The organism is Citrobacter amalonaticus Y19, from assembly GCF_000981805.1.
Classification (GTDB): Bacteria; Pseudomonadota; Gammaproteobacteria; order Enterobacterales; family Enterobacteriaceae; genus Citrobacter_A; species Citrobacter_A amalonaticus_C.
In genome coordinates, this window is the sequence record NZ_CP011132.1 from 1,116,779 (window position 1) to 1,133,365 (window position 16,587).

General features: G+C 54.9%; 14 protein-coding genes. 10 read left to right on the top strand and 4 right to left on the bottom strand.

Annotated elements, in window-relative coordinates; genetic code table 11:
- Positions 1 to 38 precede the first annotated feature (38 nt).
- The 3 genes from F384_RS05040 to agp all read left to right on the top strand — a co-directional run bounded on the left by F384_RS05040 (position 39) and on the right by agp (position 2,899).
- The gene (locus F384_RS05040) at positions 39 to 806 is read left to right on the top strand and encodes a sulfite exporter TauE/SafE family protein (protein ID WP_046478906.1); all 768 of its coding nucleotides are present in this window, start codon (positions 39 to 41) and stop codon (positions 804 to 806) included.
- Positions 807 to 860: 54 nt separating this feature from the next.
- Positions 861 to 1,571: an ArsR/SmtB family transcription factor gene (locus F384_RS05045; protein ID WP_046478908.1), complete on the top strand. Its 711-nt coding sequence runs from the start codon at positions 861 to 863 to the stop codon at positions 1,569 to 1,571.
- An 86-nt stretch (positions 1,572 to 1,657) separates the two neighbouring features.
- On the top strand, positions 1,658 to 2,899 hold the full coding sequence (gene agp, locus F384_RS05050; RefSeq protein ID WP_046478909.1) for a bifunctional glucose-1-phosphatase/inositol phosphatase: 1,242 nt from the start codon (positions 1,658 to 1,660) through the stop codon (positions 2,897 to 2,899).
- Between the two features lie 36 nt (positions 2,900 to 2,935).
- Here the strand turns inward: agp and F384_RS05055 are convergent, their stop codons facing one another.
- Both F384_RS05055 and wrbA read right to left on the bottom strand, forming a co-directional pair.
- Positions 2,936 to 3,163 (bottom strand): YccJ family protein, encoded by a 228-nt coding sequence (locus tag F384_RS05055; protein ID WP_042319758.1) that lies wholly within the window; start codon positions 3,161 to 3,163, stop codon positions 2,936 to 2,938.
- A 20-nt stretch (positions 3,164 to 3,183) separates the two neighbouring features.
- Positions 3,184 to 3,780 carry an NAD(P)H:quinone oxidoreductase gene (gene wrbA, locus F384_RS05060; RefSeq protein ID WP_042319755.1) on the bottom strand — a complete coding sequence of 199 codons (597 nt, stop codon included), beginning with the start codon at positions 3,778 to 3,780 and terminating at the stop codon, positions 3,184 to 3,186.
- A gap of 403 nt (positions 3,781 to 4,183) precedes the next feature.
- On the opposite strand from wrbA, the gene F384_RS05065 reads away from it, so the two are divergent.
- Complete coding sequence (locus tag F384_RS05065) at positions 4,184 to 4,357, top strand: general stress protein (protein WP_012132907.1); 174 nt, start codon at positions 4,184 to 4,186, stop codon at positions 4,355 to 4,357.
- A gap of 170 nt (positions 4,358 to 4,527) precedes the next feature.
- On the top strand, positions 4,528 to 5,166 hold the full coding sequence (gene rutR, locus F384_RS05070) for an HTH-type transcriptional regulator RutR (RefSeq protein ID WP_046478912.1): 639 nt from the start codon (positions 4,528 to 4,530) through the stop codon (positions 5,164 to 5,166).
- Here rutR and F384_RS05075 read toward each other — a convergent pair.
- Positions 5,163 to 5,558 (bottom strand): lysozyme inhibitor LprI family protein, encoded by a 396-nt coding sequence (locus F384_RS05075; protein ID WP_046478913.1) that lies wholly within the window; start codon positions 5,556 to 5,558, stop codon positions 5,163 to 5,165. The genes rutR and F384_RS05075 overlap by 4 nt on opposite strands.
- Before the next feature lie 59 nt (positions 5,559 to 5,617).
- On the bottom strand, positions 5,618 to 9,580 hold the full coding sequence (gene putA / locus F384_RS05080; protein ID WP_046478915.1) for a trifunctional transcriptional regulator/proline dehydrogenase/L-glutamate gamma-semialdehyde dehydrogenase: 3,963 nt from the start codon (positions 9,578 to 9,580) through the stop codon (positions 5,618 to 5,620).
- A gap of 397 nt (positions 9,581 to 9,977) precedes the next feature.
- On the opposite strand from putA, the gene putP reads away from it, so the two are divergent.
- The 5 genes from putP to phoH all read left to right on the top strand — a co-directional run bounded on the left by putP (position 9,978) and on the right by phoH (position 16,309).
- Complete coding sequence (gene putP, locus F384_RS05085; protein ID WP_046478916.1) at positions 9,978 to 11,486, top strand: sodium/proline symporter PutP; 1,509 nt, start codon at positions 9,978 to 9,980, stop codon at positions 11,484 to 11,486.
- Between the two features lie 209 nt (positions 11,487 to 11,695).
- Positions 11,696 to 12,529: an iron uptake transporter permease EfeU gene (gene efeU / locus F384_RS05090; RefSeq protein ID WP_046478918.1), complete on the top strand. Its 834-nt coding sequence runs from the start codon at positions 11,696 to 11,698 to the stop codon at positions 12,527 to 12,529.
- 56 nt (positions 12,530 to 12,585) lie between these two features.
- Positions 12,586 to 13,713, top strand: a complete 1,128-nt coding sequence (gene efeO / locus F384_RS05095; protein ID WP_046478919.1) for an iron uptake system protein EfeO — start codon at positions 12,586 to 12,588, stop codon at positions 13,711 to 13,713.
- 5 nt (positions 13,714 to 13,718) lie between these two features.
- Positions 13,719 to 15,002 carry an iron uptake transporter deferrochelatase/peroxidase subunit gene (gene efeB, locus F384_RS05100; protein WP_046478921.1) on the top strand — a complete coding sequence of 428 codons (1,284 nt, stop codon included), beginning with the start codon at positions 13,719 to 13,721 and terminating at the stop codon, positions 15,000 to 15,002.
- A gap of 518 nt (positions 15,003 to 15,520) precedes the next feature.
- Positions 15,521 to 16,309 (top strand): phosphate starvation-inducible protein PhoH, encoded by a 789-nt coding sequence (gene phoH, locus F384_RS05110; RefSeq protein WP_046478925.1) that lies wholly within the window; start codon positions 15,521 to 15,523, stop codon positions 16,307 to 16,309.
- Positions 16,310 to 16,587: the final 278 nt, after the last annotated feature.

Below are 16,587 nucleotides of genomic sequence, written 5' to 3' on the forward strand. Positions count from 1 at the left end.
TCAATATGGATCATCTTCTCCTGACAGGAATATGAAGCATGACCCTTCTTTTTGCATTCGACCCCGCGCAGATAGTCATGATTGCCTTGACCTTTGTCCTTGCCGGGATGGTGAAAGGCGTCACCGGTATGGGGCTGCCTACCGTGGCGATGGGGATCCTCGGCTCGATTATCTCACCGGTTGCGGCGGCAGCTCTGCTGCTGTTGCCTTCACTGGTCAGTAATCTGTTTCAGTTTGGCGGTGGCGGGAATACCCGGACGTTGCTGAAGCGGCTATGGCCGATGCTGCTGACTGTGGTGATTGCCACGCTGTTGGCCAGCGTCTGGATAACGGGCGGCGATACCTCCCGCACACAGTTTGCGCTGGGGCTGGCATTGATGGTGTATGCGCTCTGGACCCTGGCGGGAAAACGGATCGCGGTTTCAGCTCAGCGGGAAAAGCCAATCTCGCTGGTTGTCGGCTTTGTCACGGGGTTGTTGACCGGCGGGACGGGCGTTTTTGTGATGCCGGCGGTGCCGTGGATCCAGTCGCTGGGTTTTGAGAAAGATGAGCTGGTTCAGGCGCTCGGTATCTCTTTTACCTTTTCCACGCTGGCGTTAGCACTGGGGCTGTGGTGGCACGGCGCGCTACCCGTGCAGTCTCTGACCTTATCGGCATTCGCCATCGTTCCGGCGCTGATCGGCCAGTGGGCAGGTAGCCGTATCCGGCGGACGATCTCGCCCGTGGTCTTTAAACGCTGCTTTTTGTTTTGTCTGATGGGACTGAGTGTGGAAATGATGCTTCGTGCAACCTCATCCACGCTGTGACTTAATAACACATTCGTGCCATCGTTAAATCATCCCTGAGACAAAGAGGTCGACATGACATCAGTCGTGGTGAACGAAGAAGAGGAAGGCGAACTGGAATCGCGAATGGCGCTGACGGCGGCGGCAATGGCGGACAAATCGCGATCCCGGATGCTGTGTGCGCTGATGGACGGTCGGGCATGGACGGCGACGGAACTGAGTGCGGTGGCGGATATCTCGGCCTCTACCGCCAGTGCGCATCTGGCTCGTCTCTGCGAGCAGCGGTTTGTGGTTTCCCTCGCCCAGGGTCGGCATCGCTATTTTCGCCTGGCAAGCGCAGACATTGCTGAACTGCTGGAGCGACTGATGGGAGTCGCCTCGGCATCCACGGTGTCGCGAAAAATCAGCACGCCGCTCAGTTTACGCCAGGCCCGAACCTGTTATGACCATCTGGCAGGGGAAGTGGCAGTGAGGCTGTTCGATACGCTGGTTTCCCGTCAATGGCTGACGGCGGATGGCGAAACGCTGACGCCTCTGGGGGAGGAAAAACTGGCAGAGCTGGGCGTCGTGGTACAGGCCGGTGCGTCACGACGCAAATTTAGCTGCGGCTGTCTGGACTGGAGTGAGCGACGTTATCACCTGGGCGGCGTGCTCGGCGCGGCGCTGCTGAGCTGGTTTACCGGCCAGCAATGGATCAAAACAACACCGGGAAGCCGTCAGGTGACCTTCACGCCTTCCGGGATCCGCAAGCTGCAAATGATATTTGGCATCCATATGATGCGCTGAATCCCCGTTTTGCGGTCTCGTTCCCGGAAAAGTGTAATATATCTGTCACAATTATGGATGATGAATAACAACACGAGGTCGTAGGGATGAACAAATCGTTAATTGCCGCCGCTGTGGCAGGGGTTGTGATGTTGTCTTCTGCCGCACAGGCGCAAACTGCGCCGGAAGGCTATCAGCTACAGCAAGTATTGATGATGAGTCGACACAACTTACGAGCGCCGCTGGCGAATAATGGCAGCGTGCTGGAGCAGTCCACGCCGAATAAGTGGCCTGAATGGGATGTGCCGGGCGGACAGCTCACCACCAAAGGTGGCGTACTGGAAGTGTATATGGGTCATTACATGCGTGAATGGCTGGCAGAGCAGGGGATGGTGAAATCCGGCGAGTGCCCGGCACCGGATACGGTCTATACCTATGCCAACAGTCTGCAACGTACGGTTGCAACCGCCCAGTTCTTTATCACCGGCGCGTTCCCCGGCTGTGATATTCCGGTACACCACCAGGAAAAAATGGGCACCATGGACCCAACCTTCAACCCGGTGATCACCGATGACTCGGCAGCCTTCCGTGAGAAAGCCGTGCAGGCGATGGAAAAAGAGCGCAGCCAGATGCAACTTGATGACAGCTACAAGTTGCTGGAGCAGATGATCAACTACAAAGACTCACCGTCGTGCAAAGAGAAACAGCAGTGTTCTCTGACTGAGGCCAAAGACACCTTCAGCGCGAACGTTGAGCAGGAACCGGGCGTATCCGGACCACTAAAAGTGGGTAACTCGCTGGTGGACGCCTTTACGCTGCAGTACTACGAAGGATTCCCGATGGATCAGGTAGCCTGGGGCGAAATTAAATCCGATCAGCAGTGGAAGGTGTTGTCGAAACTGAAAAACGGCTACCAGGACAGCCTGTTTACCTCTGCGGAAGTCGCGCGTAATGTGGCGAAACCGCTGGTGAAATACATCGACAAAACGCTGGTGACCGAACAGGCGAAAGCGCCGAAAATCACCGTGCTGGTGGGGCATGACTCAAACATCGCCTCGCTGCTCTCCGCACTGGAGTTCAAACCCTATCAGCTACACGATCAGAACGAACGTACGCCGATCGGCGGCAAAATTGTGTTCCAGCGCTGGCATGACACGAAAGCCAACCGCGATCTGATGAAAATTGAGTATGTGTATCAGAGTTCAGATCAACTGCGTAATGCGGATGTGCTGACGCTGAAAGCACCGGCGCAACGCGTGACGCTGGAGCTGAAAGGATGTCCGATTGATGCGAATGGTTTCTGTCCCATCGACAAGTTTGACACGCTGCTGAATGAGGCCGCGAAGTAAGTGAGATTCCCCCGCGTGAGCGGGGGAATTGATTGATTAAACGTTTTTGCGTTCGATGGTCTGTTCGCCCCAGAAGAGCGCGTCTTTATCTGTCTTATCAAAGGCTTTAATGAGTACTTCATCGCTGCCTTCTTCCCAAATTTTTTCTGCCAGCTTCTCGTCATATCCGGCGACTTCAAATATGGCTTCGGCTATTTCTGGCGATGTATTGCGCAGACTTGCCCACTCACCGACGTGATGAGCCTTCGCTTCTTGAGTTGGCATTCTTATCCTCCCGTTGAAGATTAGCCGTTGAGCTTCACTGCCAGACCAGCAACGTATTCGCCCTGATAACGTGCAATAGAGAGTTCTTCCTGACTTGGCTGGCGTGAACCGTCACCACCGGCAATGGTCGTTGCGCCATAAGGCGTACCGCCGCGAACCTGCGAAACATCAAACAGTTCCTGGGCGGCGTAGCCGATAGGGACAATCACCATCCCATGATGGGCAAGTGTAGTCCATGTGGAGGTAATCGTTTGTTCCTGGCCGCCGCCTGTCCCGGTAGAACTGAAAACGCTGGCGAGTTTGCCATACAGCGCGCCGGACGCCCACAATCCGCCTGTTTGATCCAGGAAGGTACGCATCTGGCCCGACATATTGCCAAAGCGCGTTGGCGTACCAAAAATAATGGCGTCGTAATCAGCCAGTTCCTGCGGGGTTGCGACGGGGGCATTTTGTGTTTTACCGCCGGCTTTAGCGAAAATTTCCGCCTGCATCGTTTCTGGTACGCGTTTGATGGTGACCTCCGCGCCATTCACTTTGCTTGCTCCTTCTGCCACCGCATGTGCCATCGTTTCGATGTGTCCGTACATGGAATAATAAAGCACCAGAACTTTTGCCATTTGCACTACTCCTCGGTTTATCGAAAGCAGCTCATTGCTGCACTTATTTAAAGATAAGTCGTGTCGACAAGAGTGCAAGCCTTAGAAACATTTCTTTGATTTATAATAAATTTAAGCAAGAAATTTCGCGATTCCATGCCGACGGCGCGTTCTGAATTATCATGATACATTTTTTCCGCGCGGGCTTTCTTTTGCCATAAGAAACAATTATGCGGTTTGTTTACCGCGATGACGTCCTGCGCGGGCAAAGATATTACAGAATATTACGAATCGCCTCATAAACGGCCAGTGTTCACTATGCTTAGTTCCACGCGGCGAATGCTATGGCATGGGCCATACGCCGCGAGGGGAGACTCCCCGACACCTGGGCACGACGATGTCTAATCAATGACGGAGGTCAGTAATGGCAAACCATCGAGGCGGCTCCGGCAATTTTGCCGAAGACCGTGAAAGAGCATCAGAAGCAGGTCGTAAAGGTGGTCAGCACAGTGGGGGGAATTTCAAGAATGACCCGCAGCGTGCATCAGAAGCCGGTAAGAAAGGGGGCAAAAGTAGCCACGGCAATCGTAATTCGTAACGGCCTGGTCTGCTACCCCGGAAACGCATCACGATAGCCTCCCGTCTCTGCGTGATGATGCCACCGCCGCCGGATCCTCCGGCGGTTTTTTTTGTCTGTCAGGTTGAACTGAGATGAAACGCCCCGCAGACTATGCGCCACTGCCAGATTCACGGTACAAGGAGAGGGGCATGGTTCAACCTGCACAGAAAAAAACAGGTAAGCGCTCGCTGGCGGTCAGCGCAAAACGCGAGGCGATTCTGACGGCCGCATTAAATGCGTTTTCACAATATGGTTTTCATGGCACACGCATTGAGCAAATTGCTGAACAGGCCGGGGTCTCCAAAACAAATCTCCTTTATTACTACCCGTCAAAAGAGGCGCTGTATGTGGCCGTGCTGCGACAGATTCTGGATATCTGGCTGGCACCCTTAAAAGCCTTTCGGGAAGATTTTGCGCCGTTGGCCGCCATTGAAGAGTACATCCGGCTGAAGCTGGAAGTGTCTCGCGACTACCCGCAGGCCTCACGTCTTTTTTGTATGGAGATGCTGGCCGGTGCGCCGCTGTTGATGGATGAATTGACCGGCGATCTGAAAGCGCTGATTGATGAGAAGTCCGCGCTGATTGCGGGGTGGGTGAGGAGTGGCAAACTGGCGCCTCTCGACCCGCACCATCTGATCTTCATGATTTGGGCCTCAACACAGCATTACGCCGATTTCGCGCCTCAGGTTGAGGCGGTGACGGGCGCAACGCTGCGTGACGAAACCTTTTTTAATCAGACGGTTGAGAACGTTCAGCGCATGATTATTGAGGGAATCCGCGTCCGTTAACTGGCTGGCGGCAGCGGGCAGCTCATATCGCCTTCTTCGCACTGTAGCAGCGAAGCAAGAAACGCTTCCCGTTCGGCGGTTTTATCCGCCAGACACTGATTGGCAATCATCACCTGTGCGCTACCACCTTCGGTGCCGGAGCTGATAAGCGCGCAGTCGGCATCGCGCATGGCTATCCACGCGGTCTGCGCCTTTTTCAGCAGATCCCGCTGGGGCGGGGCCGCGCGTTTCAGCGCATTCTGATACGTTTCATTCAATGCTTTGTCCGCCGTCTGGTACTGGGTGACGGCGCAGGCATTCATTTCCGCTTGCGTGCTGGCATTCGCGCAATCATCGGCCAGCGCCTGACCGCTGAGCAGCAGTGCAGCGCAGGTGAGTAGTATTCGTTTCATTATTCCCTCTTAATCCATAAAAAAAGGCCCCGTTTCCGGAGCCTTAATTAACCACAGCCTTAGCCAATTGTCATCAGGCTTGCGTTCCCTCCGGCGGCGGCCGTGTTCACGCTCAACGAGCGCTCGACGTACAGTCGTTCCAGCAGAATATTGCTTTCGCCACGGGCAAAACCTTGTACCGACACAATCGCGCCTTCACGGGCTGCAACCGCTTCACACAAGGCGCGAAGCTGATCGGAATCCCCGTGAAAGATAACGGCATCGAACGGTTGCGACATCAGACCCTCGGTTTTCGCAAACGTAATACGCGCGGAAACTGCGGCCGGCAGACGTTTCGCCAGCTCACGGTGGAAGGTATCGTCAGGCCACAAAATCAGACTACCGACCGAGGCGACGGCGGCAAGTTGCACCAGCGCATCCTGCTCATCATCGGCGATACACAGCACGCGCTCACGCGGTAACAGCGTCCAGGTGTTACGTTCCCCGGTGGGACCCGGCAGCAGACGCTGCGTACCGGCCTGTGCCAGTTCGCCAAACTGCTGGCAGAGTTGGCGCAGAGTTGGATTGTCGGCTGCCCATTCGCTGAGCGCTTCCAGCGGCTGGCTCAGCACGGCTTTGAGTTGGGCGTCCACCGGGTAGTCTGCATCCTGACGCGCCAGGGTAATAGACAGCGCATTCTCCGGACGGTTTGCCAGCAGACGGTAGAGATAGAGCGGCCCACCGGCTTTCGGACCGGTACCCGACAACCCTTCGCCGCCGAACGGTTGTACGCCGACGACTGCCCCTACCATATTACGGTTGACGTACAGGTTGCCAACATGCGCCGAGCCGGTGACCTGGGCGATGGTTTCATCAATACGGGTGTGAACGCCCAGCGTCAGACCGTAGCCGGAGGCGTTGATCTGCGCGATCAGCGCGTCCAGGTTGTTGCGGTTGTAGCGCACGACGTGCAGAACCGGACCGAAGACCTCTTTTTGCAGCTCATCAACGCTTTCCAGTTCGATAAGCGTCGGCGCAACGAATGTGCCGCTTTGCCATTCGCGGACATCTTCACTGTTTTCACGCGCCGCCTGGAACACGGGACGACCCTTCGCCCGCATGGCCTGAATATGCTGCTCAATATTGGATTTGGCCTCACTGTCGATCACCGGACCAATATCGGTCGTCAGACGCCCTGGGTTGCCCATCCGACATTCGGCCATTGCGCCGCGCAGCATTTTCAACGTGTGGTCGGCGATATCATCCTGCAGACAGAGCACGCGCAGGGCGGAACAGCGCTGACCGGCGCTATCAAACGCCGAAGACAGCACGTCGACCACCACCTGTTCGGTGAGGGCGGATGAGTCAACGATCATCGCGTTCATGCCGCCCGTTTCAGCGATCAGCGGAATCGGACGCCCCTGTGCATCCAGACGCGTTGCGATGTTACGTTGCAGCAGCGTCGCCACCTCGGTCGAGCCAGTAAACATCACGCCGCGCACGCGGCTGTCAGAGGTCAGCTTCGCACCTACCGTTTCACCCCGGCCAGGCAACAGTTGCACCACGCCCGGCGGTACGCCCGCTTCCAGCAAGATAGCGATGCCCTGGGCCGCGATAAGCGGCGTCTGTTCCGCCGGTTTTGCCAGTACGCTGTTGCCTGCGGCCAGCGCCGCGGCAATCTGTCCGCTGAAGATAGCCAGCGGGAAGTTCCACGGGCTGATACAAACAACCGGGCCGAGCGGGCGGTGCGTTTCATTATCAAAATCGTCACGGACCTGACCGGCGTAATAGTGCAGGAAATCGACCGCTTCACGCACTTCGGCAATAGCGTTGGCGAAGCTTTTACCGGCTTCGCGTACCAGAATGCCGATCAATTGTTGCATCTGACCTTCCATCAACACGGCTGCGCGATGGAGGATAGCGGCACGTTCTTGTGGCGGCGTCGCAAACCAGATGGGGGCGTTGTTCACTGCACTTTGCAGCGCCTGTTCCACTTCGGCTTCAGTAGCTTCACGGACATAGCCAACGATGTCTTTCGGCTCTGCCGGGTTGACCACCGGGCTCATCTCACCTTCGGCAACCGCGACGTCGAGCATCGGCAGCGCCCGCCATTTTTGCAGCGCGCTGTTGAGCAGGGCAGAGGAGAGCGAGGCCAGACGATGTTCGTTGGAAAGATCCAGACCGGCCGAGTTATCACGGCCTTTGCCGTACAGATCGCGCGGCAGAGGGATTTTCGGATGCGGCAGACCGGTCTGACCTTCCTGCTGCGCCAGTTTCTCGACGGCGTCGACCGGATCGGCTACCAGTTCGTCCAGCGGCAGCGTGGTATCCGCGATACGGTTAACAAAGGAGGTGTTCGCCCCGTTTTCCAGCAGACGACGCACCAGATACGCCAGCAGCGTTTCATGGGTGCCGACCGGCGCATAAATGCGGCACGGACGGTTCAGTTTGCCATCCGCCACTTTACCGGTGACCTGTTCGTACAGCGGTTCACCCATTCCGTGCAGACACTGGAATTCATACTGACCCGGATAGTAGTTCTGTCCGGCCAGTTGATAAATCGCCGCCAGCGTATGGGCGTTGTGGGTCGCAAATTGCGGGTAGATAAGATTCGGTACGGCGAGCAGTTTCTTCGCGCAGGCGAGATAAGAGACGTCGGTGTAGACCTTGCGCGTGTAAACCGGATAGCCTTCCAGTCCGTCCATCTGCGCGCGTTTGATCTCGCTATCCCAGTAGGCGCCTTTGACCAGACGGATCATCAGACGGCGGCGGCTACGGGTGGCCAGGTCTGTCAGGTAATCGATGACGAACGGGCAGCGTTTCTGGTAGGCCTGAATCACGAAGCCAATACCGTTCCAGCCGGCCAGTTCAGGTTCGAAGCACAGTTTTTCCAGCAGATCGAGGGAGATCTCCAGACGGTCGGCCTCTTCGGCATCGATATTGATGCCGATATCATACTGGCGCGCCAGCAGCGTTAGCGACTTCAGGCGCGGATAGAGCTCTTCCATTACCCGATCGTACTGGGCGCGACTGTAGCGCGGGTGCAGGGCAGAGAGCTTGATAGAGATCCCCGGCCCTTCATAGATTCCGCGTCCGTTCGATGCTTTACCAATCGCGTGAATCGCCTGCTGATAAGAGACCATATAGGCCTGCGCATCGGCAGCAGTCAGCGCGGCTTCGCCCAGCATATCGTAGGAGTAACGGAACCCTTTTTCTTCCAGCTTGCGGGCATTCGCCAGCGCTTCGGCAATGGTTTCCCCGGTGACGAACTGTTCGCCCATCAGGCGCATCGCCATGTCGACGCCTTTACGGATCAGCGGCTCACCGCTCTTACCGATAATGCGGTTCAGGGAGCGCGAAAGGCTGGCTTCGTTATGGGTGGAGACCAGACGACCGGTAAACAGCAGACCCCAGGTCGCCGCATTGACGAACAGCGACGGGCTACGACCGATGTGTGACTGCCAGTTGCCGTTACTGATTTTGTCGCGGATTAAAGCATCGCGCGTGGCTTTATCCGGAATACGCAGCAGCGCTTCCGCCAGGCACATCAGCGCCACCCCTTCCTGCGACGAGAGGGAGAACTCCTGTAACAGTCCCTGCACCATACCGGCACGACCGCTGGCCGATTTCTGATTACGCAGTTTATCCGCCAGTTGATAAGCCAGTTTGTGGGCCTGTTCGGCCACCGGCTGCGGCAGACGCGCCTGCTCCATCAGCATCGAAACGGCGTCCGTTTCTGAGCGGCGGTACGCGGCGGTGATGGCGGAACGTGAGACCGACTGGGGGAGGATCTGTTCGGCAAATTCCAGGAAAGGCTGATGGATCTCTTCCTGCGGCGCCGTGGACTCATCGCTTTCGTTGGCGGCTCCGGCTAACAGCGCAGGAAGTTCTGGCAGCGCGTCATCGTTTTCCAGTTTTTCCAGGTAATTAAAGATTGCCTGCTTAATCAACCAGTGCGGGGTGCGATCAATACGCGTTGCCGCTGACTTAATACGCTCGCGCGTTGCGTCATCCAGTTTAACCCCCATCGTGGTGGTTCCCATGCCATCTGCTCCTGTTGTTCGATGATGTACTGCTTACGGTTATCGAGAAATATCTACTATGTTGCAACTTTGTGCAACCACGTTAAATGTGACCTGTGCGACAAGCTTAAAAATGAATGAAATGTTAATAAAAGAAAGAGGTATGACGTTGGGAAAAGTAATAACGCTATCTTTTTCTCTGCGGCACTTAACACTTTTAAAAGGTGCAACCGGAAAAAGTGTGAGGGAGTGCAACCTGGCGGAAATTAGTATTCATCGACAGCAAAAATTGATGTAAATGGTGTGTTAAATCGATTGTGAAGAACTCACGCTTCCGGCAGGATACGGTCGCCTGGGAAATACAACATGCTTTGCCACGTTCCGGCAGGGCAATAAAACAGAAGAGTCTGGAGAGTTTATGGCAATGAGTACACCGATGCTGGTGACGTTCTGTGTCTACATTTTGGGTATGATACTGATTGGTTTTATCGCCTGGCGTTCAACCAAGAACTTTGATGATTATATTCTGGGAGGCCGCAGTCTTGGGCCGTTCGTGACGGCGTTATCCGCAGGCGCATCGGATATGAGCGGCTGGTTGTTGATGGGTTTACCGGGCGCGATTTTCATTTCGGGGATTTCAGAAAGCTGGATTGCCATTGGCCTGACCGTAGGGGCGTGGATCAACTGGAAGCTGGTAGCAGGGCGCCTTCGCGTGCATACCGAGCATAATAATAACGCCCTGACGTTGCCGGACTACTTCACCGGGCGCTTTGAAGATAAGAGCCGGGTTCTGCGCATTATCTCCGCGCTGGTGATTTTACTGTTCTTCACTATCTACTGTGCGTCCGGCATTGTGGCTGGAGCGCGTCTGTTTGAAAGCACCTTTGGTATGAGCTACGAAACCGCACTGTGGGCGGGGGCGGCTGCCACCATCATCTATACCTTTATCGGCGGATTCCTCGCGGTAAGCTGGACGGATACCGTGCAGGCCAGCCTGATGATTTTTGCGCTGATCCTGACACCGGTGATTGTCATCATCAGCGTCGGGGGCTTTGGCGATTCGCTGGAAGTCATCAAGCAGAAGAGCATTGAGAACGTCGATATGCTCAAGGGGCTGAACTTTGTCGCCATCATATCCCTGATGGGCTGGGGACTCGGCTACTTCGGCCAGCCGCACATTCTGGCGCGTTTTATGGCGGCGGATTCCCACCACAGTATCGTTCATGCCCGCCGTATCAGCATGACCTGGATGATCCTCTGTCTTGCTGGCGCGGTTGCGGTCGGTTTCTTCGGCATTGCTTATTTCAACAACAATCCGGCGCTGGCGGGTTCAGTGAATCAGAACGCCGAGCGCGTGTTCATTGAGCTGGCGCAAATCCTGTTTAACCCGTGGATTGCCGGTATCCTGCTGTCTGCGATTCTTGCGGCGGTGATGTCAACGCTGAGCTGTCAGCTGCTGGTGTGTTCCAGCGCGATTACTGAGGATCTGTACAAAGCGTTCCTGCGTAAAAATGCCAGCCAGCAGGAGCTGGTCTGGGTAGGGCGCATTATGGTGCTGGTGGTCGCACTAGTCGCTATCGCCCTGGCGGCGAATCCGGAGAACCGGGTGCTGGGTCTGGTGAGCTACGCCTGGGCCGGTTTCGGCGCCGCGTTTGGTCCGGTGGTGCTGTTCTCCGTGATGTGGTCGCGTATGACCCGTAACGGCGCGCTGGCCGGGATGATTATCGGTGCGCTGACGGTGATCGTCTGGAAACATTTTGGCTGGCTGGATCTGTACGAAATCATTCCGGGCTTTATCTTCGGCAGCATCGGTATCGTCGTCTTCAGCCTGTTGGGTAAAGCGCCATCCTCGGCAATGCTCAAACGCTTTGCGGAGGCGGACGCGCACTACCACTCCGCACCGCCATCGCGTTTGCAGGAAAGCTAACGCCGGCGTCCAGTGAATATCAGGCCCGCTTCATGCGGGCTTTTTTGTTGCTGCCAGCAATAACCATTAATCCGCTAAGTATTTACATTCTGACATCATTATCATTACATTCTGCTTGAGTTTTCTGTTTTCGTAATGATAATCACTATCACTGTAATTTACCTTTCTTTGCATCAGTTGACTAAGAATAACGTTTAAGGGTGTCAGGCATGTTTGTTCCGTTTCTAATTATGTTGCGTGAAGGGCTGGAAGCTGCGCTGATTGTCAGCCTGATCGCCAGTTATCTGAAGCGCACCCAACGAGGTCGTTGGATTGGCGTGATGTGGATTGGTGTATTTCTGGCGGCGGCGCTTTGCCTCGGGTTAGGTGTCTTCATCAACGAGACCACCGGTGAGTTTCCGCAGCGGGAGCAGGAACTGTTCGAAGGTATCGTCGCGGTAATTGCCGTGGTGATCCTCACCTGGATGGTGTTCTGGATGCGTAAGGTTTCGCGTAACGTCAAAGTTCAACTGGAGCAGGCGGTCGACAGCGCTTTACAGCGTGGCAACCATCACGGCTGGGCGCTGATCATGATGGTCTTTTTCGCCGTGGCGCGCGAAGGACTGGAATCGGTTTTCTTCCTGCTGGCCGCCTTTCAACAGGACGTCGGGATCTGGCCGCCAGTTGGCGCAATGCTGGGGCTGGCGACTGCTGTCGTGCTCGGTTTCTTACTCTACTGGGGCGGCATTCGCCTGAATCTGGGCGCGTTCTTTAAGTGGACCAGTCTGTTCATTTTGCTGGTGGCGGCAGGTCTTGCCGCGGGGGCGATTCGCGCCTTCCATGAGGCCGGATTGTGGAACCACTTCCAGGACGTGGCGTTTGATATGAGCGCCATCCTTTCGACGCACTCTCTGTTTGGCACCCTGATGGAAGGCATTTTTGGCTACCAGGAAGCTCCGAGCGTCAGTGAGGTCGCGGTCTGGTTTATCTATTTGATACCGGCGCTGGTGGTATTTGCATTGCCGCCGCGCACAGGCACAACCGCGTCCCGCACAGCGCCTTAACGCTTTGCGACGCAGATTCTTTCTTAGTTACAACATACTTATTTAAAGGGATGGTCATGACGAATCACTTTCGCCGTAGTGCGCTGCAGCTTGGCATGGCTGCGCTGTTTGCTTCTGCTTTTACTGCCTATGCTGCGGATATTCCGCAGGTTAACGTCACGGTAACCGATAAACAATGCGAGCCGATGAGCATTACGGTTAATGCTGGCAAAACTCAGTTCATCATTCAAAACCACAGTCAGAAAGCGCTGGAATGGGAGATCCTGAAGGGCGTCATGGTGGTTGAAGAGCGCGAAAACATCGCGCCGGGATTCAGCCAGAAGATGACGGCCAATCTGCAACCGGGCGAATATGACATGACCTGCGGCCTGCTGACCAATCCGAAAGGGAAGCTGATTGTCAAAGGCAGCGCGACGGCAGATGCTGCCCAGAGCGATGCCCTGCTAAGTCTGGGCGGTGCCATCACCGACTATAAAGCTTATGTGACCGAAGAGACCGCGCAGTTGGTTGCGGGAACCAAAGCCTTCACCGATGCCATTAAAGCCGGCGATCTGGAGAAAGCGAAGTCACTGTATGCGCCAACCCGTCAGCACTACGAGCGTATCGAGCCGATTGCTGAACTGTTTTCCGATCTCGACGGCAGTATCGATGCCCGTGAAGACGACTACGAACAAAAAGCCGCCGACCCGAAATTTACCGGCTTCCACCGTCTGGAAAAAGCGCTGTTTGGCGATAACTCGACCAAAGGAATGGAGAAATATGCCGATCAGCTGAATACCGATGTGCTGGATCTGCAGAAACGCATCAGTGAACTGGCATTCCCGCCGTCAAAAGTGGTTGGCGGCGCGGCAGGACTGATTGAAGAAGTGGCGGCCAGTAAAATCAGCGGCGAAGAAGATCGTTACAGCCACACTGACCTGTGGGATTTTCAGGCTAACGTTGATGGCGCGCAGAAGATTGTCAACCTGCTGCGTCCACAGTTGCAGAAATCCAACGCGGAGTTGCTGGCGAAAGTGGATGCGAACTTCAAAAAAGTGGACACCATTCTCGCGAAATATCGCACCAAAGACGGTTTTGAGACTTACGATAAACTGACCGATGCGGACCGTAACGCGCTGAAAGGCCCGATTACGACGCTGGCGGAAGATCTCGCGCAATTACGCGGTGTACTGGGTCTGGATTAAGCACCATGCAGCATGATGATAAAAACGGCGTGAGCGAACCGTCACGCCGACGTTTGTTGAAAGGAATGGGCGCGCTCGGCGGCGCGCTGGCACTGGCTGGCGGTTGTCCTGTCGCCCATGCGCAAAAGCCGCAAAGCGCGCCGGGAACCTTGTCACCGGATGCCCGCAGCGAAACACAGCCTTTTTATGGTCCTCACCAGGCGGGTATTCTGACGCCGCAGCAGGCTTCAATGATGCTGGTGGCATTTGACGTACTGGCTTCCGATAAAGGTGAGCTAGAACGACTGTTTCGCCTGCTGACGAAACGTATCGCCTTCCTGACCACCGGCGGACCGGCACCGGAAACGCTGAATCCGCGTTTGCCGCCAATGGATTCCGGGATCCTCGGCGCCTTCATCGCGCCGGATAACCTGACTATGACGCTGTCGGTAGGGCATTCGCTGTTTGATGAGCGCTTTGGGCTACAGGCGCAGATGCCAAAGACGCTGCAAAAAATGACTCGTTTCCCGAATGACTCGCTGGATGCCGCGTTATGTCATGGGGATGTGTTGCTGCAGATTTGTGCCAACACTCAGGACACGGTGATCCATGCTCTGCGAGATATCATCAAGCATACGCCGGATTTGTTGAGCGTTCGCTGGAAACGGGAAGGGTTCATATCCGACCACGCGGCGCGTAGTAAAGGTAAAGAGACCCCGGTCAATTTACTGGGCTTCAAAGACGGCACAGCGAACCCGGACAGCAGCGATGCAAAGCTGATGCAGGACGTGGTGTGGGTAACGGCGGAGCAGGGGGAACCGGCGTGGGCAATCGGCGGATCTTATCAGGCCGTGCGTCTGATTCAGTTTCGCGTCGAATTCTGGGACCGCACGCCGCTCAAGGAGCAGCAAACCATTTTTGGCCGGGATAAACATACCGGCGCGCCGCTGGGCATGCAGCGCGAGCATGACGTGCCGGATTACGCCAGCGACCTGGAGGGCAACGTCATTGCACTGGACAGCCACATTCGTCTGGCGAACCCGCGTACGGCACAGACGCAGTCAAGCCTGATGATGCGCCGCGGCTACAGCTACTCCCTCGGCGTGACGCCATCCGGGCAGCTCGATATGGGATTGCTGTTTGTCTGCTATCAACATGACCTGGAAAAAGGCTTTCTGACCGTGCAGAAGCGGTTGAACGGCGAAGCGCTGGAAGAGTACGTGAAGCCGATTGGCGGTGGCTATTTCTTCGCGCTGCCGGGGATTAAGCAGGCCGATCGCTATCTGGGCCAGTCTCTGCTCGAAACCTGACAGCATACCCCGTCTGCGGGCGGGGTATGCTGCATCTCACGCTTATGAAAATATTCTTTTTTTATATGATCCGTTTTTTGAAATAATTTTGTAATATCTCCGTAAGAGACTGTTGCCAACAGAAAATGAGAATTTAGTTAACGTTAAGTAAAATTATTGTTGCGTTATTGCTAAGTTCTGATGTAATTATACGTAATAGCGGTAGTTCCCGGCTGTGATGCTTATTCACTATGGAGATCGCGAATGGTAAAGTCCTCTCGTGGACACGTTTCTGACAGTTATGGCAGTCCCTTACGCGGAAGTCTCTCCTCCGGTAGCAACCTCGTCACCGCTAAATTTCTCTTACTTTCCTCTCTTACTCGTGTTACTGACGCCATATTCGGTGCGCGTAGCCGTGTGTGGCGTCTTTTCCAAAGGCAAGCTATGGCTTACAAGGAAGCCAACCCTCAGATGTTCGTGCGCATAATCGCGCTGCCAGCGGCGCGTGTGATGAATACCAACAACTCAAGGTGCTATCCATGGGAAGACAAAAAGCAGTGATCAAAGCTCGTCGTGAAGCAAAACGTGTGCTGAGACGGGACTCACGTAGTCATAAACAGCGTGAAGAAGAATCGGTCACCTCGCTTGTGCAGATGGGCGGCGTAGAAGCGATAGGCATGGCGCGCGACAGTCGCGATACCACGCCTGTCATGGCGCGCAATGAGGCTCAATCGCACTACCTGAATGCTATCGAGAGTAAACAACTGATTTTCGCTACGGGCGAAGCCGGGTGTGGCAAAACCTGGATCAGTGCGGCAAAAGCAGCAGAGGCCCTGATACATAAAGATGTAGACAGGATCATTGTCACCCGTCCAGTTCTGCAGGCTGATGAAGATCTCGGCTTCTTACCTGGAGATGTATCGGAGAAGTTTGCCCCGTATTTCCGGCCGGTTTACGACGTACTGGTAAAACGACTGGGGGCATCCTTTATGCAATATTGCCTACGACCTGAAATCGGTAAGGTGGAAATCGCGCCGTTCGCCTATATGCGCGGACGTACATTTGAAAATGCAGTGGTCATTCTCGACGAGGCTCAGAACGTCACTGCTGCGCAAATGAAGATGTTCTTAACGCGCCTCGGGGAGAATGTGACGGTTATCGTGAATGGGGATATTACCCAGTGCGATTTACCCTCTCATGTTCAGTCAGGACTCAGTGACGCGCTGGCCCGCTTTAAAGAAGATGAGATGATAGGGATTGTCCGCTTCAACAAAGATGATTGCGTTCGCTCGGCGCTCTGCCAACGAACGCTGAATGCGTACAGCTAATCGAGCATCATTTGCGTGCAGAGCCCGGGAGACCGGGCTTTGTTTTTATTGTTACGCAAAGAACGAACACTGTGTTTTTTAATAATACCCCAGAATGAAAAGAAAAATATTTGAGTCAAAGGGTAATTTATATTTCACCTTTACTAATTGCGATGGAGAATATTAATTTGCAAGCTAATTGTCATTCATTCTCTTCTATACTTCACTTATTCTTCGGAAATTCCGATCTTATTAAAAAATAATAAAGAATGTTTTTAGGTTGAAAAAGTGATTTTCAC

Coding starts and splice junctions, on each gene's coding strand:
- F384_RS05040 (WP_046478906.1), top strand. CDS start 39: ATGACCCTTCTTTTTGCATTCGACCCCGCGCAGATAGTCATGATTGCC.
- F384_RS05045 (WP_046478908.1), top strand. CDS start 861: ATGACATCAGTCGTGGTGAACGAAGAAGAGGAAGGCGAACTGGAATCG.
- agp (WP_046478909.1), top strand. CDS start 1,658: ATGAACAAATCGTTAATTGCCGCCGCTGTGGCAGGGGTTGTGATGTTG.
- F384_RS05055 (WP_042319758.1), bottom strand. CDS start 3,163: ATGCCAACTCAAGAAGCGAAGGCTCATCACGTCGGTGAGTGGGCAAGT.
- wrbA (WP_042319755.1), bottom strand. CDS start 3,780: ATGGCAAAAGTTCTGGTGCTTTATTATTCCATGTACGGACACATCGAA.
- F384_RS05065 (WP_012132907.1), top strand. CDS start 4,184: ATGGCAAACCATCGAGGCGGCTCCGGCAATTTTGCCGAAGACCGTGAA.
- rutR (WP_046478912.1), top strand. CDS start 4,528: ATGGTTCAACCTGCACAGAAAAAAACAGGTAAGCGCTCGCTGGCGGTC.
- F384_RS05075 (WP_046478913.1), bottom strand. CDS start 5,558: ATGAAACGAATACTACTCACCTGCGCTGCACTGCTGCTCAGCGGTCAG.
- putA (WP_046478915.1), bottom strand. CDS start 9,580: ATGGGAACCACCACGATGGGGGTTAAACTGGATGACGCAACGCGCGAG.
- putP (WP_046478916.1), top strand. CDS start 9,978: ATGGCAATGAGTACACCGATGCTGGTGACGTTCTGTGTCTACATTTTG.
- efeU (WP_046478918.1), top strand. CDS start 11,696: ATGTTTGTTCCGTTTCTAATTATGTTGCGTGAAGGGCTGGAAGCTGCG.
- efeO (WP_046478919.1), top strand. CDS start 12,586: ATGACGAATCACTTTCGCCGTAGTGCGCTGCAGCTTGGCATGGCTGCG.
- efeB (WP_046478921.1), top strand. CDS start 13,719: ATGCAGCATGATGATAAAAACGGCGTGAGCGAACCGTCACGCCGACGT.
- phoH (WP_046478925.1), top strand. CDS start 15,521: ATGGGAAGACAAAAAGCAGTGATCAAAGCTCGTCGTGAAGCAAAACGT.